The sequence below is a fragment of the Haloferax volcanii DS2 genome, assembly GCF_000025685.1.
GTDB lineage: Archaea > Halobacteriota > Halobacteria > Halobacteriales > Haloferacaceae > Haloferax > Haloferax volcanii.
In genome coordinates this window covers 2,005,297-2,031,958 of record NC_013967.1, presented here as the reverse complement: position 1 = coordinate 2,031,958, position 26,662 = coordinate 2,005,297, and the positions used below count along the sequence as shown (strand labels likewise).

Genomic DNA, 26,662 nt, shown 5'->3' with positions numbered 1-26,662 from the left:
TGCGGTCGTTAGTCGTTCCGACGGACGGCGAGGAGCGCGGCCGCGAGGAGCGCGACCACGGCGAGCGCCGCGCCGAATCCGGGAACGGGGGAGTCGGTCGTGCCGCTCGCTGCCGTCGACGTTTCGTCGTCGAAGCCGGCAGTGCCAGTCGTCGTCGTGCCGTCGTCCGGCGTCGTCGTCGTCGTCGTGCCGTCGTCGTCCGGCGTCGTCGTCGTGACGGCCTGCCTCGACGTCACGGCGAAGTACGAGAAGCCGGGCGTGTCGGCCTCGAGGACGACCGCGCCGTTACCACTGTCGACGACGCTGGTTTCGAGGTTTTCCCACGAACCGGCGTCCTCGTTGAACCGCCGGACCACGAGGTCGGACGATTCGATGCCGAGTTCGTCGAGCCGGCTCTGTTTGACGGTGAACCGGAGGGTCGACGCGCGGTCGCGCGCGCTGTCGGGCACGTCAATCCGCACGTAGCTGACGACCGTGCCGTCGGGCTGTCCCACGCTGCCGGGGACCCCCGACCGTTCGCTGACGACGACCTCGCCGGTCGTCTGCTCGCTGAACGTGATGCTCACCGCGGAGACGCCCTGTCCGCCGTCGAACTGGGCGTCGAAGCCGCGTGCCGAGAACAGCCGGTCGCTGTCGGTCGTGTCGTCGTGGGGGAGGCTGCTCCCGCCGGCACCGCCGCCGCCGCCACCGACGTTCGGTTCCTCGACGGTGATGCTGCCGACCGTGACGTTGTCGACCTGAAGGTCGTACGTGCCGGCGTCGTCGATGGAGACGGTGTACGTCAGCGTGCCGGAGGAACCGGGGCCGACGGTGACGCTCTCCGTGGCCAGCGTCGTGCCGTCAGCCGTGAGCGCTTTGGTGTACGTCCCCTCCGCGGTTCCGGTGTTGTTCACGCGCACCGAGACCGTGAACGTCTCTTCGGTGTCCACGGTCGACTGCGAGATGGAACTCGCGCTCGCGTCGATGCTGAACGCCGGGAGACGCGCCGAGACGCTGACCGTCTCGATGGTCTCGCCGCCGAACGCGTAGACGTAGTCGCCGGTTCCCGGCGGCGTGTCGGTGAAGGTGAACGTCCGCTGTGCGCCGGACGCGAGCGAGGTCGAGATGTTCCCGACCGTCGTCCCGTTCCGGGTCACGTCGCCGGAGATGTTGCCGCTCGCGCCGCCGAGGTTACCGAGTTTGACCGTGACGGTCGTCTCCTCGTCTTCGAGGAGCGTCGACGGGCTGGCCGACGAGTCGCTGAGCAGTTGGATGTCGGCCGTCGGCGAGCTCACGTCGAGCGCGTTCTCCGTGGTCGTTTCGTCGACCGCGATGGAGTAGGTGCCCGCGCTCGTCGGCTCGATGACGAGGCTCACGGACTGGTTCTCACCAGTGTCGAGGGTCACGGACTTCGTGACGCCGAAGTCGGTGGTGCCCGCCTGGCTGGTGCCGGTGACGCCGATGTCGAGCGACCCGGTCTCGTCACCGAAGTTCTCGACCTGCGCGGTCACCTCGACCTGGTCGCCGGTCTGCACGCTGGTCGCGTTGAGGTCCGCGGCGGTCACGGCGATGTCCGGACCTCGGTTGACCGAGAACGTGGTGTCGTTCGTGGTCGTGTCACCGTTGTTGTTGGTGACGCGCACGCTGAGTACGTGTTCGCCCGAGTCGATTTCGGACGTGTTGAGGTCGAGCGTCGCGCCGGGGTTCGAGAACACCGTCGCGTCGTCGGTCACGTCCTCGCCGTCGAGCAGCAGCGTCACCGCGGAGGCGTCGATGCCGCTCTCGGGGTCGGAGTAGTTCACTTCGACCGAGACGTTAGCGTCGCTCTCGAAGGTGGCGTTCTGGGAACTGACCCGCGTGACGTTCGGTGCCGTCAGGTCGGGCGCGACGGTGAAGTTCACCGTCGAGGCGTTCTCGTTCCCGCTCTCGTCGGCCGCCGAGACGGACACCGTGTGGCTGGTGCCCGGTTCGAGACCGGTCTCGTTGAGCCGGATGTTCGAGAGGTCGTCGAGGGTCGCCTCGCTCGTGACGTCGGTCCCGTCGAAGGTGACGGTCACGGAGCTGAGGTTGACGCCGCTTTCGGCGTCGTCGATGCTCGCGGTCACGTTGACCGAGCTCGTCGTGTTCGAGAGTTCCTCGTCCTCGACGGGGCTCGAAATCTCGACCGTCGGCTCGGCGTCGTCAGCGGCGATGCTGAAGTTCGTCGTGTCCTCGACGCTATTACCGGCGTTGTCGAGCACGCGAACGGTGAGGTTGTGCGTCTCGTTTCCGTCCACGGAGACGGTCGTGTTGAACCCGGTCGCGTCGGGCGCGGCCGAGGCCGAGATGTCCTGTCCGTCGTACAGGACGGTGACGTTCTCCGCGTCGACGCCGGTGTCGTTCACCGCGTCACTCGCTTCCTCGTAGGTCGCGTTGAGTTCCACCGTGTCGGTGCCGAACGGGAAGGTCGTGCCGTTGGTCGGGCCGAGCGCGGTGATCGTCGGCGGTTCGCGGTCGTCCTGCACGGTGAAGTTGACCTGTTCGGTCGCCGTGTTGGCGGTCAGGTTCGTGTCGGACGCCTCGATGGTGACGGTGTAGTCCGCCGGCGAGAGACCGGACGCGGTGTAGTTGACCGACTCGTTCGTGATCGTCGCGTTGTCGGTCACGTCCACGTTACTGACCGGTCCGTCGCTGTCGAGCGTCACCGACACCGAGGAGGTGTTGACCTCCACGTTGTCGGAGAGCGTCGCGTTCACCGAGACCGTGTCGTTGACCTCGGAGAACTCGGCGCCTTCGGCCGGGTCGTCGTAGCTGATGGTCGGCGCTTCCGTGTCGTTTTCGACCGCGCCGTAGGTCGACAGACCGGTTCGGGTCGCGGTGTAGTAGTTACCGGACAGGCCGAACGGGTCGGTCTGGAGCGTCGTCGGAAGCACCTGCGTGCCGCCGCGCTCGATGTAGACGATGTTGAAGCCGTTTCCGGAGGTGTCGAGGTCTTCGTTGAAGCCGTAGGTGACGCTCTCGATTTGGTCCTCGGTGAGTCCGGCGTTGGCTTCGAGGTACTTCGTCGCCGCCGTGCCCTGCGAGAGCGCGTTCGGCGGGACGTTCGTGTCGGTCAGCGTGATGACGGTCTGCCCAGCGGGCAGGTCGGCGTCGTCGCTGGCGTTAATGCGGATGAACGTGTCGCCGCTCGCGCTCACGAGCACCACCGACGACCGCTCCGAGAAGTTGTTGCTCGTGACGGTCGCGGTACTGGAGTCGCTCGCCGTGTTGCCGGCGAGGTCGGTCCCCGTCACGTCGAGTGCGTACTCGCCGGACTCGGTCGTGTCGAGTTCGGCGGTCCACGTCGTCGAGTCCTGTTCCGTGAGGTTCAGCGACTCGACGTTACTGTTCGGGTCGGTGAGTTCCGCGTCGGGGGTGCCGGCGAGCGGTTCCGTGCTGGCGACGCTGACCGAGAGGGTGCCGGACTCGGTCGTGTTGAGCGTCGCGGTGAGTCCGGGGTCGGTCGTGTCGACCACGACGGGGTCGGCCCGTTCCACGGTGACCTGGTTGTTACCGAGGTCGGTGGCGGTCGCCGTCATCGTGTAGTTCCCGTCGGGGAGCGCCGACGCCACGTCGAGCGTGTGGTTGCCCGTCCCGTTGTCGGGCGTCCGTTCGAACGTCGCCGTCACGCCCGAGTCGGACTCGAACGCGTATTCGACGGTGACGCTCTCCGAGGTGCTGTACGCGACATCGACGCTGCCGTTCGTGTAGACGGGGTCCGTCGTTCCGTCGACGGCCGACACGTCGTAGGTCGGCTCATCGTTGTCCACGCAGACCGTGGCGTTGGCGACGCCGGTGTTACCGCCGGCGTCCGTGCTCACGAGCGTGAGGTTGTAGGAACAGCTGTCGACGAGACTGCTGTCGTCGCTCGTGCCGTCCCACTCGATTTCGAACCCGCCGGTCGTGCTGGCGAGGGAGGTCACGTCGCGCGTGTACACCGCCTCGTCGTCCGAGTCACGGACGACGAACGCCGCGGATTCGAGGTTGTCGTCGGCGCTGTCGAGCGTGATGTCGACGGGGTTGTTCGCGCTCACGTCCTCGCGGTCCTCGTCGTAGTCGGGGTCGAGCGTGAGACTCGCGGTCGGCGCGGTCTCGTCGTACTCGAACTCGAACAGCCGCGAGGTGGCGTGGCCGGCCTCGTCGACGACGGTCAGTCTCGCGGTCGTCGGCCCCTCGTCGAGCGAGACGCCGAGTTCGGAGACGTTGATTTCGAGCGTCGAGTTGTCGTTCGTCGTCGCGCCCGAGAGGTCGACGGCCGTGCCGTTGACCACGAGCGTCGTCGCGCTGGCGTTGATGCCTGACTCCGCGTCGCCGTTGCGGTCGTCCGCGAAGGACGCCGAGATAGTGCTCGACGGCCCGACGACGTCGGTCGGTTCGACGCTCGTGACGCGCGGCGAGGAGACGAAGTCGAAGCTGAACGTCCGGGTAATCGTGTTCCCGGCCGTGTCGGTCGCGTTGACCGTCAGCGTCGTCTCTCCCTCGTCGAGGTCGCCGGTCGGGACGGTCGCACTCCCGTTGGCGTCGAGCGAGAGCGGCTGCGAGCCGTTACCGAAGCTGTACGTCGCGCGCCTGATGTCCGACTCGTCGCTCACGTTGAGCGTGATGGGCGTGCCGAAGGGAACCGCGCCCTGTGCGGGTTCCGGAAGCCGGACGGTCGGCGGAAGCCGGTCGCGCCGCGTGACCGTCAGCGTCGAATCCGCTTCGACGCCGTTGACGGTGACGGTGAAGTTTCCGACGTCGTCGGCACCGAGCGCGGTCGGCGCGAGCGTGGTCACGTTTCTCGTGACCGTGGAATCAGCGCCCACGACGACGGTTCGGGTGGTGTTGGAGACCTCCGTGCCCGAGTCGTCGGTCGTCGTGTACGTGAGCCGGACCAGGTCGGAGCGACCGCCGGTGTTCTCGACGGTCGCCGAAGTGGTGTAGCGCTCGGTCGTGTTGACGCTCGTCGGCTCGACGGTGACGTCGGTCACGGTCGAGTTCGCCGGCGCGATGACGCGGACTGTCCGCGAGACGAGTTCGGCGTCGTCGGTCGAGAGCTCGTCGATGGAGACGTTGTAGGTGCCGGGGTCCTCGAACGAGGTGGTGAAGCTCACCTCGGTCGACTCGTTGGGCTGGAGCTCGCCGGTGTCGGAGGACGGCTGCGGCTCGCCGTCGACGGTGAGCGCCGCCTCGTAGCTCCCGTTGACTTCACCGACGTTCTCGACGGTCGCGTTCGCGACCACGTCGGTTCCGGGAACGATCTGCTTCGGTTCGATGGTGAGGTTGCTGTACTCGAAGGTCGCCGGCTCGAACACGTCGAGCGCGAGCGCGTCGCCGGCGAACGCCTCGCCGTTCGTCGCGTTCTTCGAGACGGTGGCGTTGTACTCGCCCGCCGTCGGAACGGTGACGACCGCGACGCCGTTGGCGTTCGTCTGGACGGTCGTTCCGCCGACGGTGACCTCGGCGTTCTCGACGGCCGCGCCGGTGTCTTCGCGCGTGACGGCGAACTCCACGTCCTCACCCGCGACGGGCGTGGTCGTGTTCGCCGTCAGGTTCAGTTGGACGCTCTGGGCGACTTGCAGCGGCGCGCGGTTCGTCACCGACTCGGTGCCCGACTGGTTCGTCGCGACGTGCATCACGACGTAGTCACCGGGCGTGGCGTCGTCGGCGATGGGGACCTCGACGGTCGTCTGGTTCCCCGCGACCTCGGTGACGGCCGAACCGTAGACGGTCGCGCCCGGGGAGACGACGGTCACGTCGTCGAACCGGGACGTGCTGTCGTTGAGCTGGTCGAAAATCGAAACGGCCGTCTCGCTGCCGACGAACGAGCGCGAACCGGGCGTGACGCCCATGATGTTCGCGTTCGACGGCATCCGAATGGTCCCGTTGACCCGCGCGATTTCGGTTTCGAGCGAGATGCTCGACCGGTCGGTCGCGTTGATGGTCTGGTCGTAGTTCGAGAGGTCGGACTCGTTGAAGATTGCGACGGTGTGGCTGACCTCGGTCGCGTCGAGCGACGAGGCGTCCACCGTAACCGTCACGTTCTGGCCGTTGCCCGCGAGCGACGGCGCGCTCACCGACGACGACCCCTGCTGAACGGGCAGGGCGTCGACGCCGACGAACGTGACGTTGCCGTCGGTTTCGAGGTTCCCGTCGCCGTTGGCGTCCGAAAAGCCGGTGCCGTCGTCGACGGTGACGACCGCGAACATCCACATGCCTGACTCGTCGGGCGTGAACGCGAACGAGTTGTCGTCCGACGTGCCCTGCGCCGAGCCGACGACCGAGGAACTCACGTCGTCGTCGCTCGTGAGCGTCTGGGCGATGCCGGGGACGCTCCGGGGAATCGTCGCGCCCTTATCGAGCTTTGCCGCGACGAGTTGGACGTCCTGGCCCTCGATGGCTCGGGGCGCACCGGCGCTCGAACCGGAGAACGTGAACGGGACCTCCTGTCCGACGTTGTACACGTACATCGGATTCTTTTCGAGGGACCGCTCCCTCCCGTCTACCCGCACGTACGTGTTGGTCGACTGGACCTGATACGCCGCGGCCGAGTCGAGCCGCGAGTCGGTGTCGTCAGGCCGGAGCGACAGGAACGCGCCGTCCCAGACGCTAATGTTCTCCGACGCCTGGGTCAGTTGGTCGTCGTCGACCGTGTCGAGTTGGTTAGCGGGCGGTCCACCCAGTTGTGCCTCACCTGTGGCGGTCCCGGCGCTCGCAGAGACTGGCCCTGCGATAACCGAGAATACCACGATGAGGGTGAGTGCAAGACTCAACCCTTGTCGGGAGAGCCTGCGGTAGCGACTCATATCCCACCCAACAGATAGAAACGGCATAATACTTTTGAATGTGAAAATTTCTGAAAGGTCGATGCCTGGTCTCGGGCGGACCTCACGCCGTTGAAATCAACCCCCGTCGTCGCAAGCGACACGGCGCGGTCGCCGCCGACGTGCGAATATCCATAATATATGTTATGATATCGGCGGTGTCGACTTGGCTCCCGCGTAAGCGAGGGGCGTTGCGAGGCGACCGCGGTGGACGGAACGCGAGTGACCGACAGAGATGTAACAGACGTATCTTCATCACACTCTGGGACAGTCGACCACGGTTTGGCGCGTTCGACCTCGGCCGAGAACACGCGTGTCGGACGTTCTCGAACGCGATGAAACTCGCGGTCACGACCACCCGACCGTGTGAGACCCGTTCGGCCGCCGCTCTCGTCCACTTGGGGGGAACGATTATCATCGTGGTCGTTGGAGTTGTAGTCGAAACTCGATAGGATATCTCAAGGGGTGGGTGAGATACTGCTCAGAGCCGCCACAAAGGGTGGGTAATCAGAATGGTTAACAAGCGATACGAAGCAGGAGAGAACGTACCGACGGATATCTGCTCGGTTCCCGCTGCCGAGGATGTGCTGACGTTCGCCGTGCCGGTCGAGGTGTACCACGGCTACGGCAGCGCGAAGCACGTCTATCCGACAGAACAGATCGAACGCGTCTCGGACCTATTCGTCACGGACGGTGAACCCGCCGAGATGACCGTCGCGGACGAGGTCCGACTCTACACGATTCCGCACGACGCCCTCCGCTGAGCCCGACGTCGCATTCGCGGGTCGCGTGCGACACGAACTGTCCGCAAGCTGATGGTCGACTATCAGGCCGCGCGCACGACGACGTACCAGGGAGACGACTAGACAGTTGACGGGGAGTTCACCCGGCGACGCGTCGGTGAACGCGCGGGTTCTCGCCCGGGCCGGGAGCGTCGGCTGTCGAGTTCGTCGCCCCCGAGGCGGGCGAAGAGACACACCACGGGCGTCGGCTAGCGGTCGGCGGCTCGCGGTTCGGTTCCGACGCAGTGACTCGACGCACGCGGGTCAACGCGCCGCCGAACGTATCAACTACTCAGATAGTTCTGACGGTTGAGTAATAGTTATCACGGTGCTCGTTGGACATACGGCTGAAACTTGAGCAGTGTGTTCCCGAAGAGTGGGCGGGGAGAAACACGGTTCAAAGTAATGAAAAATAGTGTGGGTTGTCAACGGATGGTCAAAGAGATATACGATGCAGGGGATACGGTACCATCAACTATCTGTACAGTTGTCGATGAGGACGACGAGCTGACGTTCGGTGCGACAGTCGAAGTCGACGAGGGAGAGATTGCGTTCGCCGTGCCGGTCGAGGTGTACCACGGCTACGGCAGCGCGAAGCATATCTATCCCATCAAGCAAGTCGACGCGGTTTCGGACCTGTTCGTAACGGAGAGTCACTTCGAGGAGGTGTCGATAGCGGACAACGTTCAGCTCTACACGATGCCGCACGAAGCGCTCCGGTGAGCGCGCGGGTGGGGGCGTGCCAACGACGCTGCCGCCCGTACGCACCAGCCGGACCCGTACATTCATCACCCCGGCGGGGAAACGGCGCGACGAGCGGCTGCGCTGTGCGTGACTCTCGTTGACGTGGCGCTGTCGGAGCGAAGGGTCTACTTACTTCACCGTTCCCATCACGGGCAATGACACTCGGAGACGACGCCCGAGACTACCATCGGCGTCCGCCCGCGGGGAAAGTAGAGATAGCGACGACGAAGCCGACGAACACACAGCGCGACCTGAGTCTGGCGTACTCGCCGGGCGTGGCCGCGCCGTGCCGCGACATCGCGGAGGACGAGAACGCCGCCTACGAGTACACCGCGAAGGGCAACCTCGTCGGCGTCGTCTCCAACGGCTCGGCGGTGCTCGGGCTGGGTGACATCGGAGCGCAGGCGTCGAAGCCGGTGATGGAGGGCAAGGGCGTGCTGTTCAAGCGCTTCGCCGACATCGACGTGTTCGACGTCGAGTTCGACCACGACGACCCCCAAGCGTTCGTGGAGTCGGTCGCCGCGATGGAGCCGACGTTCGGCGGCATCAACTTAGAAGACATCCGCGCGCCCGAATGCTTCGAAATCGAGGAGTCCCTGCGCGAGCGGATGGATATCCCCGTGTTCCACGACGACCAACACGGCACGGCCATCATCTCCGGGGCGGCGCTTTTGAACGCCGCCGACATCGCGGACAAGGAGCTGTCGTCGCTGAACGTCACCTTCTCGGGGGCGGGCGCGGCCGCGACCGCGACGGCGCGGTTCTACGTCTCGCTGGGCATCCCTCACGAGAACATCACGCTGTGCGACATCGACGGCGTCCTCTCGGAGTCGCGGGCCGAGGCCGGCGAACTCGACGAGTACGCCGAGCCGTTCGCCCGCGGCGTCGACGACGGCGACCTCGAAGACGCGATGGAGGGCGCGGACGTGCTCGTCGGTCTCTCGGTCGGCGGTATCGTCAGTCAGGAGACGGTGCGGTCGATGGCCGACGACCCCATCATCTTCGCCATGGCGAATCCGGAGCCCGAAATCGCTTACGAGGACGCGAAGGAGGCCCGCGACGACACGGTTATCATGGCCACCGGGCGCTCCGACTACCCGAATCAGGTGAACAACGTTCTCGGGTTCCCCTTCATCTTCCGCGGCGCGCTCGACGTGCGCGCGACCGAGATTAACGAGGAGATGAAGCGCGCCGCCGCCGAGGCGCTGGCGAACCTCGCGCGACAGGACGTGCCCGACGCGGTCGTCAAGGCCTACGGCGACGGCCCGCTCCAGTTCGGCCCCGACTACCTCATCCCCAAGCCGCTCGACCAGCGCGTCCTCTACGAGGTGACGCCCGCCGTCGCCGAGGCGGCCATGAAGAGCGGCGCGGCCCGCCGCGAGCGCGACCTCGACGACTACCGCGAGGAGTTGGAAGCCCGCCTCGGGAAGTCCCGCGAGATGATGCGCGTCGTCCTCAACAAGGCGGCGTCGAACCCCAAGCGCGTCGTCCTCGCGGAGGGCGAAGACGAGAAGATGATTCGCGCCGCGAGCCAGTTAGTCGAGGAGGGCATCGCCGAACCCATCCTCGTCGGCCGGACGAAAGAGATTCTCCGCACCGCCGAGGACCTCGGCCTCGACTTCGACCCGACCATCGCGGACCCCGAAAGCGGCGAGTGGAACCACTACGTCGACCACCTCTACGAGCGCCGCCAGCGCAAGGGCCTCACCCGGACCGAGGCGGCCGAACTCGTGCGGGGCGACTCGAACTACTTCGCCAGCGTGATGGTCGAAGTCGGTGACGCGGACGCGATGCTGACGGGCCTCACGCACCACTACCCGTCGGCGCTGCGCCCGCCGCTCCAGATTATCGGCACGGCCGACGACGCCGACTACGCCGCCGGCGTCTACATGCTGACGTTCCGGAACCGGGTCATCTTCTGCGCCGACGCGACGGTCAACCTCGACCCCGACGAGAACGTGCTCGCCGAGGTGACGAAACACACCGCCGAGCTCGCCCGGCGCTTCAACGTCGAACCCCGCGCGGCGCTGCTCTCGTACTCGGACTTCGGCAGCGTCACGAACGAGGGGACGCGCAAGCCCCGAAACGCCGTCGAACAACTGCACGCCGACCCCGACGTGGACTTCCCGGTCGACGGCGAGATGCAGGCCGACACCGCCCTCGTCGAGGAGATGCTGACCGACACCTACGACTTCGCGGAACTCGACGACCCCGCGAACGTCCTCGTGTTCCCGAACCTCGAAGCCGGGAACATCGGCTACAAACTGCTCCAGCGGCTCGGCGGCGCGGAGGCCATCGGCCCGATGCTCGTCGGCATGGACAAACCCGTCCACGTCCTCCAGCGCGGCGACGAAGTCAAAGACATAGTCAATCTGGCGGGGGTCGCCGTGGTGGACGCCCAATCGGAGTAGCGGCCCCGAGCGGAACGACACGACCCGATCGGAGTAACCCCGCCGTCGACGGCGCACCCGACCGCCCGCTCGGGCGCGCCAGCACGAGAAATTAAATAGATTCGGCCGAGTCAGGGAGTATGGTCGAGTTGGGCACACACACGTCGGCGTCGGAGCGCCGGTTCGCACTCGGGTGGGTCGGGATGGCCATCGTGATGTCGTTCGCGGTCGCTGCCATCGATTTCCTCGAACTGCCGTTACAGACGGTGTACGTGTTCGCGGCGGGCGTGACGCTCCGGGAAGCCATCGGACTGGCGGTCTGGGCGCTCCGACGCTGACGGCGGACGGGGGTGGGGGCGCGGTCGGCTTCTCACCCCGTGGCGACCAGCCTCCTCGCTTTTGTGCGTTCGCTGAGAATATCGAACCATGTTCGACCAACTCCTCTTTCCGACCGACGGGAGCGACGGCGCGGACGCCGTCCTCGACCACGTCGTCGACATGGCCGCCGCCCACGACGCGACCCTCCACCTACTGCACGTCGCCCCGCCGGAGCCCGAGCGCCGCCCGAGCCTGACCGGCGGCTCCGAGGGCGACGGCGCCGGCGACGACCCCAGCGAACGCCGCCGAAGCGACGGCGAGCGATTCGTGAGCGACGCCGCGGCCCGCGCGTCGCAGTCCGATGTGACGGCCGTGACGAGCGTCGAGCGCGGCGAGCCGTATCAGGTCATCACCGAGTACGCGGCCGAGCAGGGCGCCGACCTCGTGGTCATGCCGACCCACGGGCGGACGGGGCTGAGCCGCCTCCTCCTCGGGAGCACCACGGAGCGCGTCGTCCGGCGGTCGGACGTGCCCGTGCTCACCGTTCGGCCGGACGCGGCGACCGACCTCGCGTACCCCTACGCCGACGTGCTGACGCCCACCGACGGGAGCGCCTGCGCGACCGCGGCGGTCACGTTCGGGAGCGAGTTGGCCGCGGCGACCGACGCGGCGCTCCACGCGGTGTCGGTCGTCAACGTCGCCGCCTTCGGCGCGGACATCCGCGGACCGCTCCTCCTCGACGAACTCGAAGAGCGGGCGAGCGACGCGGTCGACGCGGCGAGCGACACGGCGGCCGCCGCGGGCGTCGAGACTATCAGGAAGTCGGTCGGCCGCGACGTGTCGATTCACGACGGCATCCTCGCGTACATCGACGAGTACGACGTGGACATCGTGGTGATGGGAACCCACGGCCACACGGGGTTCGACCGCTACATGCTCGGGAGCGTCGCCGAGAAGCTGGTTCGGAGTTCGCCGGTGCCGGTGGTGACGGTCAGACAGCCGCGAGAGGAGTAGGGCGGGGTCGCCGGGCGTCGGGGCGAGTCGGCCCGAGTCGGCGGACCCGACGGACCGACCGCGTCCGCCCGTCAGTTCCGAAGTAGCGACGTGACGCCCGCGGTCTCGGCGATAACCCAGCCGACGAAGACGAGATACGCCGCGCCGAGCGCGTACGACTCCAGCCGGGTGAGCGACAGGTCCGTCCGGAGCAGGCCGAAAAGCAGGACGGTCGCCAGCGTCAGCACGCCCAGCATGGGGACGGCGACGGCGAAGTCCACCGGGACGCTCCCGACGATGAGCACGCCCACGGGGATGGCGACGAGCAGGTCGAACGTGTTCGACCCGAGGACGTTGCCGAGGCTCGTCGCGCTGTTGCCGTCGGCGGCCGAACGGACGCTGACGAGCGTGTCGGGGAGGCTCGTCGCGGCGGCGACGACAGTGACGCCCGCGAGGAACGTCGGGACGCCGAACGTCGCGCTGAGCGACTCGACGCTCCCGACCAGTTGCTCGACGCCGACGAGGATGACGAGGAGGCCGCCGAGGAGCCGCGCCCACTCGCGGCCGATGCCGTCAGCGACGCCAGCGTCCTCGGCTTCGTGCTCCGACACGTCCTGCCACTGGATGAATAGATAGAGCCCGTAGAGGAGCAGTGGGATGAGCGCGATGGGGCGGGTGAGTTCTCCCGTCAGCGGCGGGCCGTCGGGCACGGGGAAGTAGATGACCGCCAGCGAGAAGGTGACGACGAGCGTGGCGACCGCGACCATGTAGAACTGCGCCTCCTTGTATACGACGAGCCGGCTGGTTTCGAGGTCGCCGTCGGTGGCGAGACCCGACAGTGCCGGAATCACGAGGATGTTGAAGATGGCCGAGCCGACGATTGCGCCGACGCCCATGTCGAAGACGTCCGCGGCCGCGGCGACGGCGACGCTGGCGAACTCGGGAAAGCTCGACCCGAGGGCGACGATGATGGAGCCCTGGACGACCGCCGGGAGGCCGTAGTACGCCGCGAGGTGGTCGGCTGACGCTTCGAGCCACCCGCTGCCGACCCAGATGAGACCGGTCATCAGGAGAATCAGGGCGACGTTCGCGAGCGGCGACGACCGGAGGAGACTGCCGAGGACCATTGGTACTCCCTTTCAGCGACCCGGAAAAAGAAGCCACCGACACGGGGTGGTCGCGCGGTGGGTTCGGTCGATTGCCCGCGGGGTCGGTTGGTCGGCGGGCCGCGGACGCGGCGGTCGTCAGTCGTCGCCGTGGGCGGACTCGGGCGTGAACGTGACGCCGCCGATTTCGATTTCGTCGGGGACGCGGTCGGTGTCGTGCGCGCCGACCGGCGGGAGGTTCGCGTCGGCCGCGGGCGACGCGTCGAGGTCGGTCGCGGACTCGATTGTCTCCATCTCGCCGTCGGCCTCGCGCGCGTCCTGGTCGATGCGCATCGAGCAGAACTCGACGCCGCACATCGAGCAGAAGCGCGCCTCCTTGTAGTTGTCGCCGGGGAGCGTCTGGTCGTGGTACGACCGCGCCCGCTCGGGGTCGAGCGCGAGGTCGAACTGCCGCGCCCAGTCGAACTCGTAGCGGGCCTCCGAGAGCGCGTCGTCCCAGTCGCGCGCGCCGGGGAGGTCGTTCGCCACGTCGGCCGCGTGGGCGGCGATTCGGTAGGCCGCGAGCCCCTCGCGCACGTCCTCGCGGTCGGGGAGGCCGAGGTGTTCTTTGGGCGTGACGTAACACAGCATCGCCGCGCCGGCGCGTCCCGCCTCGGTCGCGCCGATGGCGCTCGTGATGTGGTCGTAGCCCGGAGCCACGTCGGTGACGAGCGGCCCGAGCACGTAGAACGGCGCGCCGTCGCAGACTTCCCGCTGGCGCTCGACGTTCTCGGCGATCTGGTCCATCGGGACGTGGCCGGGTCCCTCGACCATCACCTGCACGCCGTGGTCCCACGCGGTCCGCGTGAGTTCGCCCAGCGTGTCGAGTTCGGCGAACTGCGCGTCGTCGCCGGCGTCGGCCAGACAGCCGGGTCGGAGGCCGTCGCCGAGCGAGAACGTCACGTCGTGCTCAGCGAAGATATCGCAGATGTCCTCGAACGCGACGTACAGGGGGTTCTGCTCGCCGTGTTCTTCCATCCACTGGGCGAGGATAGAGCCGCCGCGGGAGACGATGCCCGTCTTCCGGCCGTCGGTAAGCGGGAGGTGCTCCATCAGCACGCCCGCGTGAATCGTCATGTAGTCGACGCCCTGTTCGGCCTGTTTCTCGATGATGTCGAGGAGCAGGTCGCGGGTGATGTCTTCGGGGCTGTCGACGCGCTTGACCGCCTCGTAGATGGGGACGGTGCCGATGGGGACCGGCGAGTACGCGACGTTCGCCTCGCGTATCTCGTCGAGGTTCGACCCCGTCGAGAGGTCCATCACCGTGTCCGCGCCGTAGTGGACCGCGGTGTGGAGTTTCTCCAACTCCTCGGTGAGGTCGCTCGTCGTCTCGCTGTTGCCGATGTTCGCGTTGACTTTCGTGGCGAACTCGCGGCCGATAACCATCGGGTCCAGCGAGTCGTGATTGCGGTTCGCGGGGACGACCGCCTGCCCCTCGGCGACCTGCTCCCTGACGAACTCGGGGTCGCGGTTCTCGCGCGCTGCGACCCGTTTCATCGCCGGGGTGACGGTTCCTGCTCGGGCGTGTTGGAGCTGTGTCGACGCCATTGATTAGCTAGTGATACAACTAGTTAATAACAGTTGTGACGGGCGGGTCGGAAACGGGGGACCGACAAGCGGGCGACCTGCTTACCGGCTCCGACGACACGAGGGTGCGTCGTTCAGCCCTCGTAGCCGGCGTACTCCATCAGGCTCGCGAAGATGTCGGTGTCCATCGCCTCCTTGTAGACGACGCCGCTCAGCATGCCGCCGGGGTAGAAGCCCCCGTTCATGACGTGGTTGACCTTGTGGCAGTGCATGAGGTAGATACCGGGTTGGGCGTCCGCCGTGAACTCGATGGTGTGGCGCTCCGCGGGCGCGATGTTCGTCACGTCCATGTCGTGGCGGGCGGCCTCGGGGACGACGCCGCCGTCCTTCTCGACGACCTGGAAGCGGTGGTTGTGGATGTGCATCGGGTGGCTCATGTAGCCCGCGTTGACGTAGTGGACCCGGACGGTGTCGCCCTGCTCGACGATGATGGGCGAGCCGTCTTCGGGGTGGAGCGTCCGCGGCGCGCTCTTCCCGTTGACGGTGAACACGTCCGGCTTCCGGTCCCGGGGGTCGTACGTCACGTTCTCGCCGGCCATCTGCCGGGGGAGCCGCGAGTCCCAGTCGCGGACGGTCATGAAGTACTCCCGGTCGGCCGGCTCGTACCCCTTCGGGTCGACGCGGAGGATGCCGTACATCCCCATCTCGATGTGCCGGTGGGTCTGGTAGTGACAGTGGTAGAGGTGCGTTCCGGGGACGTTCGCCGGGATGGTGTAGGTGTGTTTCTCGCCGGGGTCGACTCGGATGCCCGTCGTCGTCGGCACGCCGTCGTCCTTCCAGGCCTTGCGCACGCCGTGGAAGTGGACCGTGTGCGGGCGCATCCCGTCGGTGTTGTCCAGCGTGACCTCCATGTCGTTGCCCTCGGTCGTCCGGAGAATCGGCCCGGGGACGCTCGGCTCGCCGTCGTCGGCGCTGAACGCCCATACCTGCGGGAGTTCGACCGGCCCGCCCATCGTTTCGAGGGGGTGGGCCGCGTGGCGCGCCGGCGCGCTCTTGAGGGTGACCTGCCCGCCCTGTTCGTCCACCTGCACGACCTCCGGCGGACTGGTGTACGGCAGACTCGACTCGCTCGTCTGGGCGACCGTCGTCTCGTCCGTGCCGACGGCGGCGTTGCCGTCATCGTTCGTGGGCGCGGCGCACCCCGCGAGGCCGAGCGCTCCGACGCTTCCCGTTGCGGCGAGGAATTCGCGACGCGATACCGTCGAACCGGGTGCACCGACGTAGTTTCGCATTACGGTCGGTCGTTGTCCGGGGGTATGGAATACGGTCTCGCCGGTTCCCGACGCACAGGAGTTCACCGAACATGTTCGGCATGGTCGATACGTACCGGGCGGGAAAACAGTCGAGTCGGGCGTACCAGTCAGAATCGACGGCCATCGGTTCGACCGCACCGACGCTGGTGCCCCACGACTTTCATACGCCCCGGAGGTGTATCGGGAATCGAACCGACGGCGCGCGGGTCGCCGCCGAGCAATCCACTCTCACGCAGATGTCGACCAATCCTCTCTCAGACGCGCTCGAACCGGACTTCGAGACGGTGTTCGCCGCCCTCACCAGCCCGCAGTGTCGGGCGGTCCTCAGGCGGCTCGACGGGCCGATGACCGCCTCGGACATCGCCGCCGCGTGCGACCTCCCGCGGTCGACGGTGTACCGAAAGCTCGAACAGATGGTCGAGGCGGGGCTCCTCGAAAAACGCGACCGCGGCCGCGACGCCGCCCGCTACGCGCTCGGCTTCGAGGAGGTCGTCGTGACGCGCGAACCCGGCGACCTCTCGCTTTCGGTGTCGTCGCCGTCGCGGTCGGCCTCGGACCAGCTCTCGACGATGTGGTCGGCCGTCAGCGACCAAGCCGACGACTGAGACCTACCCGACCGTCGCGTCGTCCCGCGCGAGAAACGCCTTCATCACTTTGCCCTCCGCCCGGTGGAGCTTCTCGCTCGTCGTCGACTTCGCCAGCCCCACGGCCTCGGCGAGTTCGGTGAGCGTGCACGTCCTCGGCGTGTCGTAGTAGCCCTCGGAGACGGCCGTTTCGAGGAGGTCGTACTGGTCGTCGGTGAGAAGCGACTCCGTGTCTATCGACTGGTGGATGGAGACGAGGTCGAACGGGATGCCGAACTGCGTGAGCTGTTCGCCCAACTCCGAGAGGTTCTCCCGCGGCGCAGTCACCTCGACTGTCACCTCGCCGTCGACGATGGTGATGGGCAGTTCCAGCGGGATTCCCACCTCGCTGAGCGTGAGAATCAACAGCGGCTCGGTCGTCTCGAACTGCACGAGCGCGCGCTCCGGCTGCGCTTCGAGAATCGTCACCGAGACGACCGACTCGTACTCGTCGATGGTGGTGACGACGGGTTCGATGTCGGCCGCTCGTATCTCGACGAGGCCGACGCCCGTCTCGTCGGCCGGCATCGCCGCGAGCACGGTGAACTCGGCGTCCGGATAGCGGCCCGAGAGGTCGGAGACCCAGACCTGCTCGGGGAGCGTGATGGAGAGTGTTGCCCGGGGCATCGGTAGTGAAACGAAGTCGTCCCCGCCGCACAAAGATAGTTCCGAACATGTTCGGCTTCCGGCCGCGGTTCGAGAACCACCGAGACGGGCTTTTCACCGGACCCCCGACCGTCGAGTGTCGAGCGGGGCGGGTCCACCGCCTCGCCATCCTCAATCATGAGTTCGAACGACACCACATCTCCGACGCTCGGCCGGCGAACCGTACTTCGACTCCTCGGCGGCGCGGCCGTCTCTACGACCGCGCTGGGAGGCATCACCGATTCCGCACGAGCGCAGTCGGGGTCCGACCTCGACTCGTGGTTCGCACAGACCTCGAACTACGACGGGGTGGTGGACGAGACGGGACGCTCGACGGTGACGGTGACGGTGGGGTCACAGGCCAACGGCGGGGCGTTCGGGTTCGGCCCGGCCGCCGTGCGCGTCGACCCCGGCACGACCGTCGTTTGGGAGTGGTCCGGGAAGGGCGGGTCGCACAACGTCGCCGCCGAGGACGGGAGCTTCGAGTCCGACCTCGTCGGCGACAGCGGCCACACGTTCGAGCGGACGTTCGATTCGACCGGCGTTTACACCTACGTCTGCACGCCGCACAAGACGCTCGGCATGAAGGGTGCAATCGTCGTCGGCGACGTCGGCGGCGCGACCGCGACCGAGGCAGCCGGCTCGACCGGCTCGACCGACTCGACCGACTCGGCCGGCGAGGGCGAGTCGGAGTCCACCGAGAGCGCCGGCGAGGGAGACGCGGACCTCGACGCGTGGTTCGAAAACACCTCGAACTTCGACGGCGTGGAGGCGCAGACCGGCCTCCAGCGCGTGACGGTCGAGGTCGGGTCGCAGGCCAACGGCGGGGCGTTCGGCTTCGGCCCCGCGGCGATTCGCGTCTCGAAGGGGACGACTGTCGCGTGGACGTGGACCGGCGAGGGCGGGTCGCACAACGTCGCCGCCGAGGACGGGAGCTTCGAATCCGACCTCGTCAGCGCCGGCGACCACACGTTCGAACACACCTTCGAGGAGGCCGGGACGTACACCTACGCCTGCACGCCGCACAAGACGCTCGGCATGAAAGGGGCAGTCGTCGTCACCGACGACGAGGGCGGGTCGAACGCGCAGGTGGCCGAACCGTTCGGTGACCCCGGGACCGAGCGCCTCGGCGGCATCGCGCTGGCCGGGACGTTCGGCGCGATGCTGGCGTCACCCGCGCTGTTCGGCGCGTTCATATGGCTCAAGGGCGAGGGCGGCGAGTCAGCGGGTGAGACGTATCCGAAGGGGAAGTCGGAGTAACTCGTCCGCGGAAGGAGTCGGGGGTTTCAGTGTCGGGCCGAACTGTTTTTCTCGAACTGCGCGCTCAGAACAGCGACGCGAGCACCCCCGAGATATCGACGTGGAACCCCAACCGCTGGACGCCCTTGTATCCGAGGTAGATGCCGACGATACCCAGTATCCCGGCGAGGTTGGGCGGGGCCGGAATCGGTGTTTCTATGAGGCCGAACAGGGCTCCGGCGAAGACGCCTGCCAGCAGGGCCAAAACGAGTTGCGAGGCCATAGGTGAGTCATCCGCGTTCCCCGATAAATAGGTACAGCATCGACGCGAGCGCGGCGACCGCCTCCGCAACGACGAGGTCGCAGTCAGCGGTGTGCCGCGGTTGTGACCGGACGACAGCGAACAGAACTGGGACGCTGCCGAAGCACTCACAGCGCGTGTCACCGGTCCAGAACATTGTTACTGACTCCGGTGTGTTGCTACGTATGCGCCGTCGCGCGTTTCTCGCGTCCGCCCTGACCGCAGCCACCACCCTGACCGCAGGATGTAGCTCTCTCGGCCCGCAAACCGAACACACGGACCCGGTAGTCGAGACCGACGACAACCACCGAGACAGGGGAAAATACCTCAAATTCGGGGCCGGAGACGACGGAGACCTCGCCACCGTGGGCGTCGACCCCACTTCCGGCCCCCTTCCGAGGCCGCTCGCCGTCTCGATTTCGCATACAGACGACACCGAACTCCGGTCGCTCACACAGCGGTTCGCGGCACCGGACGGCGACGGGTCTCCGCCGAAACTCTCACTCCACGGGCCGTTCGAGGGAGGCCACGAGCCTCACCCGTCCGTGTCGCTGTTCCGAGACGATACGGCCACAGTCTTCGAGGTCCACCGGTTCGGCGAGCTCGCCGACGAGATCGCGTTCATCAACTTCGCGGTCACCGAATGGCCGGACTCGGCCCGCAGACTCGTCGTCGATAGTACCGTGGAACTCGTCGAGACGGGGACGTTCGAGCACACGCACGTCCTCGACGGCGAACTGGCGTTCGACTTCTTCGCCGGAACGGATGCCGGCGACGGAACCGCTGAAACCCCGGACTCGTCGGGGGAGCTAGACACCGACTCGCCGCGAGTGTAGACACCGGTCTCGACGTTCGAGCACGAGACCGAGACTATTCCACGTACACCCGCGTCACGTGCCCGCCGCAGCCGCACTGTTCGACGTACTCGTACGCCACGCCGTCGAACCGTTCCGCGAGCGCGTCGTACAGGTACGTCTCCGGGTGGCCGTGGTCGCCGTGGGTGACGAGGTTGACGTGGTGGCCGGCGGTCGTGTGTTCGACAGCGGCGACCGCCTCCGCAACGACGAGGTCGCGGTCGGCGGCGTGTCGCGGGAGTTCGAGGTTCGCGGACCACGAGGTGTCGTGGACGCGGTCGGTCGCCGTGTCGGGCGTGTCGTGGTCGTGGGCCGCGGGTCGCGAATCGGTCGTCATTACGCTTCGAGGAACGGCGTCCGGCTCAAAGAGCCTATCCGAACATGTTCGTCCGAGCTGTGCGAGGCCGGGAAGCGGCGTGTAGAGCCTATTGCAGGCGTGTGAACCACGACGTGTATGGAGATACAACGCAAGACCATCGCGAAGGCAATCGTCGTCGTGTTCGTCTTCAACCTCGTCGTGATGGGTGCGGGCGCGTGGTTCGCCTATCAGGAGGCCCCACCCATCCCCGACGAGGTGGTCGGACCCGACGGTGACGTCGTCGCCAACGGCGACGTGATTCGAGAGGGCAAGACGGTGTTCCAGAGAGACGGCCTGATGAACCACGGGTCGATACTGGGCAACGGCGCGTACTACGGCGCGGACTACACCGCCGACGCGCTGGATTTGAAAGTCGGGTTCATGCGGAACTACTACGCCCAAGAGCGCTACGGTGAACCCTACGACGAACTCGACTCCGCAGACCAAGCGGCCGTCGCCGACGTGGTGAAATCCGACCTCGACGACAGCTACGAGGGCGGCGTGATTCGGTACACTGCGGCCGAGGTCTACGCCCACGAGCAGGTTCGACAGGAGTACGTCGAGCGCTACCACGAGGGCGACCACGAGCGCGGCGTGCCCGTAAACATGATCGACTCCGAGGAGGAGGCGCGGGCGTTCGCGGACTTCGCCATGTGGACGGCGTGGTTCTCTCACACCGACCGCCCCGACGGCACCCACTCGTACACGAACGACTGGCCGTACCAGCCCGGCGCGGGGAACGACGCCACCGCCGCCTCGATGACGTGGAGCGTCGTCGCCATGGTGCTTCTCGTCGCGGGGGCGGGCCTCGGCATCTGGCTGTACAAGTCGGTCGAACTCCCCGAGCCGTCGGCCGAGGACATCACGGTGCCCGAACCGGGCGACGTGAGCGTCTTCCCGAGCCAGCGGGCGGCGCTCCGGTTCATCCCGGTCGCCGCCGGGTTGTTCTTGGCGCAGGTGCTGTTGGGCGGTCTGCTCGCGCACTTCTACATCGAGCGCGCCGGCTTCTTCGGCATCGAGTCGCTATTCGGCGTGCCCATCCTGCAACTGCTCCCGTTCGCCATCGCCAAGACGTGGCACATCGACCTCGGTATCCTCTGGATAGCCGCGACGTGGCTCGGCGCGGGGCTGTTCCTCCCGCCGCTTCTGACCGGCTACGAACCGCCGAAGCAGTCGAGGTACATCAACGTCCTCCTCGGCGCTATCGTCGTCGTCGTGGTCGGCGGCCTGTCGGGCATCTGGCTGGGCGCGAACGGCTACATCGACGGCTCGCTGTGGTGGATTCTCGGCAACGAGGGGCTCGAATACCTCGAAGTCGGGAAGCTCTGGCAGTTCGGCATCCTCGCCGGCTTCCTCATCTGGGCGGGACTGGCCGTCCGCGGCCTGAAACCGCTTCTCGACAAGGAACCGCCGTACGGACTGGCGCACATGATTCTGTACGCCGGCGGCTCCATCGCCCTCCTGTTCACCGCGGGTTTCCTCTTTACCCCCGAGACGAACATCGCCGTCACGGAGTTCTGGCGCTGGTGGGTCGTCCACATGTGGGTCGAGGGGGCGTTCGAGTTCTTCATCGTCGCCATCGTCGGCCTGACGCTGGTGTCGATGAACCTGCTGTCCCGCCGGAGCGCAGAGAAGGCCGTCATGCTCCAGGCGCTGCTCGTCATGGGGACGGGCATCATCGGCGTCTCGCACCACTACTGGTGGGTCGGCATGCCCGACATGTGGGTGCCCATCGGGAGCGTCTTCTCGACGCTCGAACTCATCCCGCTGGTGTTCATCCTCTACGAGGCGCTCGGGCAGTACCGCGCGATGTCGGGCGAGTCGTTCCCGTACCGCCTGCCGTTCATGTTCATCGTCGCCAGCGGCGTCTGGAACTTCGTCGGCGCGGGCGTGCTCGGCTTCTTCATCAACCTCCCGCTCATCAACTACTACGAACACGGGACGTACCTGACGGTCGGCCACGCCCACGCCGCGATGTTCGGCGCGTTCGGCTTCCTCGCGCTCGGCATGGTCACCTACATGCTCCAGCTCTCCATCGACCCCGAGCGCTGGGACGGCTCGTGGCTGCGCGCCGCCTTCTGGTGTTGGAACGTCGGCCTCGTGTTGATGGTGTTCGTCTCCGTCCTCCCGGTCGGCTTCCTCCAACTGGAGACGGCGTTCACCGGGAGCTACGCCGCCGCTCGGAGCGTCGCCTTCTACGACCAGCCGCTGATTCAGACGCTGTTCTGGGCGCGGCTCCCCGGCGACTCCCTCATCATCCTCGGGACGGTCATCTACGCGGCTGACCTCGTCAGAAAGCGGTTCGTCCTCAGGCAGTCCGCCGACGACCCGAGCGTCGACGATATGGCGGTCGCTGAGGGTATCTTGGGCGACGACTAACGGGCGAGGCTCTGTCGAACCTCGTATTTTCTGATATTTGTCGGAGTCGTGCTGCATAGAGCGCGCGAGTCGGTCTCTGGCCAGCTCTCATCTGACGAGATACGAAGCGATAGACAGCCCCACAAAACTTATCAAACATTTGTTAGTAATCTAACTCATGAATGTGGTTCTTACTAATCTAATCTGGCTCGTCGTATTTCCGGCTGCTATCGTTACTGGGTCTTTCTATACAATACATCGTTTGCTGAGGAATTTGCTACAAAACCGAAGTATCGACAATAACAGAAGTAGTGTCGCTGTGTTTGTAATTAGTGTCTACTTCCTCGGACATCCACTGTATCCTTCTTTGGTCCCTCTCATTAGAGATTCAACCCCGTGGCTGTTCTCAGTTGGTGGTGTCTACTTTACTCTTGGATTATTTTCGTTTGTACATCAGCGATACCCATACTGCTCTACCATCGGATGTTGGCTCGCATCGCTGGCGGGAGTTGTGGTCGCTCTCCTTGCTGCGAATGGACTTCAATTCTCTGCAGTTCTTCGTCTCCTCGGTTCCAATAGTATCGAGATTTCGCTATACTTGTCCCTTCCACTCGCAGCAATGTTCCCTGTGGGTTATGTTTCTCGGCAGAGTAGTCGTAAGCCGATTATTCTCTCTTATCTACTCGTGTTCTCGGTATATGTGCTTGCGTTAGTCAACTCAATTCCAATGACAAAGCGAGTGCGAGGACCAGCAGCACTCGTATTCATTGCATTTGGCGTTATCGGGGTTCTGCTTGGAATACCACTATACGTTCTCGGTGACACGCTGACCCCCAGTTCGCTCGGATGACCAACTCGCACGTGATTTCCTCGGTCTATTCACCCACTTCGGTGCGAAACGAAGGATAGCGAATTACTGCATACAGCCTCTGTCCGTGTCACACCACCTCATCAGATAACGGATGCACAACAGCGCAACCGGCGACTGATTCACCGTCTCTGTTTTTCGCCGACATCGGACTGCCGACTCATTCCCACGCGAGCACTAGCCCCGTCGCGGCCCCGACGACGACCGTCCCGCCGAGCGTCGCAATCACGCCCAGCGCCCCGAGGAACAGCGGGGCGACGAGAAACAGGGCAACGCTCCTCGCGAGCGCCGCAACCGGCCCCATCCCGACCGGCGCTTCGAACGGGCTCCCCTCCATCACGACCACCGCGAGTTCGAGCAGGTACATCGGGACCGGGAGCGCGAGCAACCCGACGAGGCCGCCGACGAGCGCGCCGCGGAGTCGGGAGGTCGGCCCGCCGAGTCGCCGCCAGAGCAGGCTGGCGAGCAGGCCGCCGCCGAGAAACCCCCCGGCGACGAGCACCGCCATCGGTCCGGAGGGGACGGCCGGGTCGCCGCCGGTCAGCAACGCGACCACCGGCTCAGCGAGCACGTACCAGAGCGCGAACGCGCCGCCCGCGAGGGCGAACGTGAGCGACGGGCGACGACGCGCGGCGGCGAGGACCGAGGTCCGAGGCATACGAGAGATTCGTCGTACCGGGAGAAGAAGTTCGCGGGCGGGAGAGAACCGACCGACGGCGGGCGAAACCGGACCGAGAAACGACGCGGTCGGACGCTACTCGACGACGATTGCGCCCTTCATCCCGACCGTCTCGTGGGGCGTACAGGCGTAAGTGTACGTCCCGGCCGCCTCGAAGGTGTGTTCGAACGTGTGACCGCTACTGCCCGCCAACTCCGATTCGAAGGTGCCGTCGGCGGCGGCGACGTTGTGCGACCCGCCCTTGCCGTTCCACTCCCAGACGACCGTGGTGCCGGAATCGACCCGTACGGCGGCCGGGCCGAACCCGAACGCCCCGCCGTTGGCCTGTGACCCCACCGTCACCGTGACTGTCGACTGCCCGGTCGCGTCCGCGACGCCGTCGTAGTTGTCCACGTTGTCGAACCAGCCGTCGAACTGCGGGGCGCTCCCGTCGCCGGAACCGTCGTCGCCGCCGGTCGTGCCGCCGGACTCGGTCGTCGGCTCCGCGGTCGATTCGGCGGTCGTCGCGTCGTCCCCGTCCGCCGCGGCCGCGTTCGCGGCGTCGCCGCCGGAGCCGGAACAGCCGGCGAGCGCCGTCGACAGCGCCGCCGTCGCAGTCAGTGCCGTAAAACGCCGTCTCGTGTGGTTGGTGTCGCGCGTCATCGGCTGTACCTCGGCGGCGACGGATGCAAGCGGTTGTCCCGAACGTGTTCGGGTCGCTTCCCGTGCGCTGCCACTTCTCGAGGCGTCAGTCGCCCGCCGACCGAGTCCCGGGTATCGGGCCGTCGTAGTCGGCGGGCACGTACCCGCAGAGCGGGTCGCTGGCCAGCGGGTCGCCGGTGTGGGCGTAGGCCCGCGAGCGACTGCCGCCGCAGACGTGGCGGAACTCGCACGCGCCGCACTTCCCGCCGAGGGCGTCGCGGTCCCGGAGCGACCGGAAGAGGTCGCTCTCGCGGTATCGTTCGACGAGTCCGCCGTCGCGGACGTTGCCGGCGGTCGCCGGGAGGAACCCCGACGGGAACAGGTCGCCGGTGTGGCTGACGAAGGCGAAGCCGTCGCCCGCGGTGATGCCGAGCCGGCGGCCGATGCCGTCGGTCGGGGGCGCGTCGCTCGCGTCCCGCCGGCGCTGGATAGCGACCCGCCGGTAGTGGGGCGCTTCGGTCGTCTTGACGCCGAAGGGCGCGTCCTCGCTCACCTCGGTCAGCCACTCCATGACGCGCTCGGCGCGCTCGGGGGAAATCGGGTCGAGGACGCGCCCGCGCCCGACGGGGACGAGGAAGAACACGGACCAGAGGACTGCGCCGAGGTCGGCCACGAGGTCGCAGAGCGCGGGGAGTTCGTCGACCGTCTGGGCGCAGACGGTCGTGTTTATCTGGAGCGGGAGACCGGCCTCGCGGGCGGCGCGGGCGGCCGCGACGGTCTGGTCGAAGCTCCCGTCTTCTCCTCGGAAGGCGTCGTGCGACGCCGCGGTCGCGCCGTCGAGGCTGAGCGCCATGCGCTTGACGCCCGCGTCGAGGAGGGCAGCAACCGTCTCGGACGTCAGCGACGACGTCCCGCTCGGCGTGAGAGTCATCCTGAGGCCCATGTCGGTCCCGTACTCGACGAGGTCTACGAGGTCCGAGCGGGCGAGCGGGTCGCCGCCGGAGAGGACGACGAGCTGCCCGGGGCCGAACTCGCGGGCCTGGTCGAGCAGGCGCTTTCCTTCGGCGGTGGTCAGTTCGTCGGGGTGTCGCGCGGGCGTCGCGTCCGCCCGACAGTGGTCGCACGCGAGGTCGCACGCCTGCGTGACCTCCCAGATGAGGACGAACGGCCGCCGCGAGGTGTCGATGCTCGACGGGTCCGGCGGGGCGGTCGCAGTCGGCGGCGCGCCGGCGTCACTTCCCGCGTCGGCGTTGGCTTCGGCGTCGGCGTCGGTGTCGACGTGTGGCGGTCGAGACATGGCTCTTGTCGTGCGGTTCGGCGTCGCGGAAGGTGAGCCACGCCCCGAACGTGTTCGGCCGACTGGCCGGGGAAACCGAATCGAACACGTTCGGGGTGAGCTTCCTGCGCTGTCGCCCCCACGACACGCATATGGACCGCGAGGCGTACCTCGACGGACTCGACGCACCGACCGAGCGAGCGGTGGATTTCCTCGACGTGCGGGAGCTGCCGCCGCCGGAACCGCTCACGGAGACGATGAACCGCCTCACCGACCTCGACGGCGAAACCGTATTCGTCCAGCTTAACGACCGCGAGCCGAAGTTCCTCTACCCGAAGCTCGACGACCGGGGATTCGCCTACTGTTCCGCCGAGCGCGACGAGGGCGTCGTCACCGCGATTTGGGAGCCCTGAGTCGGCGCGGTCTCCGATACCCCTCCTGCGTGCCCCTCGTCAGCACCGGGAGCGGCACCGTTTTCGACCCGAAACGTATCAATCGCGCGCAATTTGGCATAATCGTTAATGTAATAACTCCTCACGCGTTTGTACGTGGTATGAGTTCAGACCACACGAATACCACCCACTCCGAATGGTGTCCCGACTGCGGCTCCGAGATGGCCTTCACCGGCACGCAGCCGGCGGGGCTCGCGCAGTTCTTCTGCGAGCAGTGTCGGTACCGCCGCGACCGCTTCGTCGGCGGCGACTGAACCCCCGTTCGTCTGCTCGGGATTCGCGCGCTCGTTAGCGACCGCGCCTCTCCGCGTCTCACGGCGTGGTACGGTTCGCGAAGATGTTCGGAGCGCGTCTCCAACCCGGACAACCAGTGTCC

At 66.7% G+C, this 26,662-nt stretch carries 22 protein-coding genes; 11 read left to right on the top strand and 11 right to left on the bottom strand.

Going from position 1 to position 26,662, the window contains the following annotated elements:
* Window positions 1–8: 8 nt before the first annotated feature.
* Window positions 9–6,725: a PGF-pre-PGF domain-containing protein gene (locus HVO_RS15090; RefSeq protein WP_004042044.1), complete on the bottom strand. Its 6,717-nt coding sequence runs from the start codon at window positions 6,723–6,725 to the stop codon at window positions 9–11.
* Window positions 6,726–7,312: 587 nt separating this feature from the next.
* Between HVO_RS15090 and HVO_RS15085 the strand changes: the two genes are divergently transcribed.
* From HVO_RS15085 to HVO_RS15065, 5 genes are all read left to right on the top strand, one after another.
* Window positions 7,313–7,564, top strand: coding sequence for a hypothetical protein (locus HVO_RS15085; protein WP_049896263.1), 252 nt, complete (start codon window positions 7,313–7,315; stop codon window positions 7,562–7,564).
* 450 nt (window positions 7,565–8,014) lie between these two features.
* The gene (locus HVO_RS15080; RefSeq protein ID WP_004042042.1) at window positions 8,015–8,305 is read left to right on the top strand and encodes a hypothetical protein; all 291 of its coding nucleotides are present in this window, start codon (window positions 8,015–8,017) and stop codon (window positions 8,303–8,305) included.
* A gap of 176 nt (window positions 8,306–8,481) precedes the next feature.
* Entirely contained in the window at window positions 8,482–10,737 is a 2,256-nt protein-coding gene (locus tag HVO_RS15075; protein WP_013035373.1) for an NADP-dependent malic enzyme, read from the top strand.
* A 119-nt stretch (window positions 10,738–10,856) separates the two neighbouring features.
* The gene (locus tag HVO_RS15070) at window positions 10,857–11,054 is read left to right on the top strand and encodes a hypothetical protein (protein ID WP_004042040.1); all 198 of its coding nucleotides are present in this window, start codon (window positions 10,857–10,859) and stop codon (window positions 11,052–11,054) included.
* A gap of 88 nt (window positions 11,055–11,142) precedes the next feature.
* Window positions 11,143–12,048 carry a universal stress protein gene (locus tag HVO_RS15065; protein WP_004042039.1) on the top strand — a complete coding sequence of 302 codons (906 nt, stop codon included), beginning with the start codon at window positions 11,143–11,145 and terminating at the stop codon, window positions 12,046–12,048.
* Between the two features lie 71 nt (window positions 12,049–12,119).
* On the opposite strand, the gene HVO_RS15060 is transcribed toward HVO_RS15065, so the two are convergent.
* The 3 genes from HVO_RS15060 to HVO_RS15050 form a co-directional block, all read right to left on the bottom strand.
* Entirely contained in the window at window positions 12,120–13,154 is a 1,035-nt protein-coding gene (locus HVO_RS15060) for a sodium:calcium antiporter (protein WP_004042038.1), read from the bottom strand.
* A gap of 117 nt (window positions 13,155–13,271) precedes the next feature.
* Window positions 13,272–14,720, bottom strand: a complete 1,449-nt coding sequence (gene thiC, locus HVO_RS15055) for a phosphomethylpyrimidine synthase ThiC (RefSeq protein WP_013035563.1) — start codon at window positions 14,718–14,720, stop codon at window positions 13,272–13,274.
* A 113-nt stretch (window positions 14,721–14,833) separates the two neighbouring features.
* Entirely contained in the window at window positions 14,834–15,991 is a 1,158-nt protein-coding gene (locus tag HVO_RS15050; RefSeq protein WP_004042036.1) for a multicopper oxidase domain-containing protein, read from the bottom strand.
* 257 nt (window positions 15,992–16,248) lie between these two features.
* On the opposite strand from HVO_RS15050, the gene HVO_RS15045 reads away from it, so the two are divergent.
* Window positions 16,249–16,617 (top strand): winged helix-turn-helix domain-containing protein, encoded by a 369-nt coding sequence (locus HVO_RS15045; protein ID WP_049914811.1) that lies wholly within the window; start codon window positions 16,249–16,251, stop codon window positions 16,615–16,617.
* 3 nt (window positions 16,618–16,620) lie between these two features.
* Here HVO_RS15045 and HVO_RS15040 read toward each other — a convergent pair whose 3' ends face one another.
* Window positions 16,621–17,262: a helix-turn-helix domain-containing protein gene (locus HVO_RS15040; RefSeq protein WP_004042034.1), complete on the bottom strand. Its 642-nt coding sequence runs from the start codon at window positions 17,260–17,262 to the stop codon at window positions 16,621–16,623.
* 156 nt (window positions 17,263–17,418) lie between these two features.
* Here HVO_RS15040 and HVO_RS15035 point away from each other — a divergent pair, with 156 nt between their 5' ends.
* Window positions 17,419–18,540, top strand: a complete 1,122-nt coding sequence (locus HVO_RS15035; protein WP_004042033.1) for a halocyanin domain-containing protein — start codon at window positions 17,419–17,421, stop codon at window positions 18,538–18,540.
* A gap of 64 nt (window positions 18,541–18,604) precedes the next feature.
* Here HVO_RS15035 and HVO_RS15030 read toward each other — a convergent pair whose 3' ends face one another.
* Together HVO_RS15030 and HVO_RS21045 are read right to left on the bottom strand one after the other, a co-directional pair.
* Entirely contained in the window at window positions 18,605–18,802 is a 198-nt protein-coding gene (locus HVO_RS15030) for a XapX domain-containing protein (protein ID WP_004042032.1), read from the bottom strand.
* 7 nt (window positions 18,803–18,809) lie between these two features.
* Complete coding sequence (locus HVO_RS21045) at window positions 18,810–18,977, bottom strand: hypothetical protein (RefSeq protein ID WP_161606677.1); 168 nt, start codon at window positions 18,975–18,977, stop codon at window positions 18,810–18,812.
* Between the two features lie 28 nt (window positions 18,978–19,005).
* Between HVO_RS21045 and HVO_RS15025 the strand changes: the two genes are divergently transcribed.
* Entirely contained in the window at window positions 19,006–19,656 is a 651-nt protein-coding gene (locus tag HVO_RS15025; RefSeq protein WP_004042031.1) for a hypothetical protein, read from the top strand.
* Window positions 19,657–19,690: 34 nt separating this feature from the next.
* Here the strand turns inward: HVO_RS15025 and HVO_RS15020 are convergent, their stop codons facing one another.
* The gene (locus tag HVO_RS15020; RefSeq protein ID WP_004042030.1) at window positions 19,691–20,011 is read right to left on the bottom strand and encodes a CGCGG family putative rSAM-modified RiPP protein; all 321 of its coding nucleotides are present in this window, start codon (window positions 20,009–20,011) and stop codon (window positions 19,691–19,693) included.
* 117 nt (window positions 20,012–20,128) lie between these two features.
* Between HVO_RS15020 and HVO_RS15015 the strand changes: the two genes are divergently transcribed.
* Entirely contained in the window at window positions 20,129–22,411 is a 2,283-nt protein-coding gene (locus HVO_RS15015) for a nitric-oxide reductase large subunit (RefSeq protein WP_004042029.1), read from the top strand.
* Between the two features lie 1,007 nt (window positions 22,412–23,418).
* Here the strand turns inward: HVO_RS15015 and HVO_RS15010 are convergent.
* The 3 genes from HVO_RS15010 to HVO_RS15000 form a co-directional block, all read right to left on the bottom strand.
* Window positions 23,419–23,916 carry a hypothetical protein gene (locus HVO_RS15010; protein WP_004042028.1) on the bottom strand — a complete coding sequence of 166 codons (498 nt, stop codon included), beginning with the start codon at window positions 23,914–23,916 and terminating at the stop codon, window positions 23,419–23,421.
* A gap of 96 nt (window positions 23,917–24,012) precedes the next feature.
* Entirely contained in the window at window positions 24,013–24,579 is a 567-nt protein-coding gene (locus tag HVO_RS15005) for a halocyanin domain-containing protein (protein ID WP_004042027.1), read from the bottom strand.
* 85 nt (window positions 24,580–24,664) lie between these two features.
* Entirely contained in the window at window positions 24,665–25,855 is a 1,191-nt protein-coding gene (locus HVO_RS15000) for a TIGR04053 family radical SAM/SPASM domain-containing protein (protein WP_004042026.1), read from the bottom strand.
* A 32-nt stretch (window positions 25,856–25,887) separates the two neighbouring features.
* On the opposite strand from HVO_RS15000, the gene HVO_RS14995 reads away from it, so the two are divergent.
* Window positions 25,888–26,247 (top strand): DUF2249 domain-containing protein, encoded by a 360-nt coding sequence (locus HVO_RS14995; protein WP_004042025.1) that lies wholly within the window; start codon window positions 25,888–25,890, stop codon window positions 26,245–26,247.
* A 140-nt stretch (window positions 26,248–26,387) separates the two neighbouring features.
* Window positions 26,388–26,540 carry an HVO_2142 family zinc finger protein gene (locus tag HVO_RS21040; RefSeq protein ID WP_155821732.1) on the top strand — a complete coding sequence of 51 codons (153 nt, stop codon included), beginning with the start codon at window positions 26,388–26,390 and terminating at the stop codon, window positions 26,538–26,540.
* Window positions 26,541–26,662 lie beyond the last annotated feature (122 nt).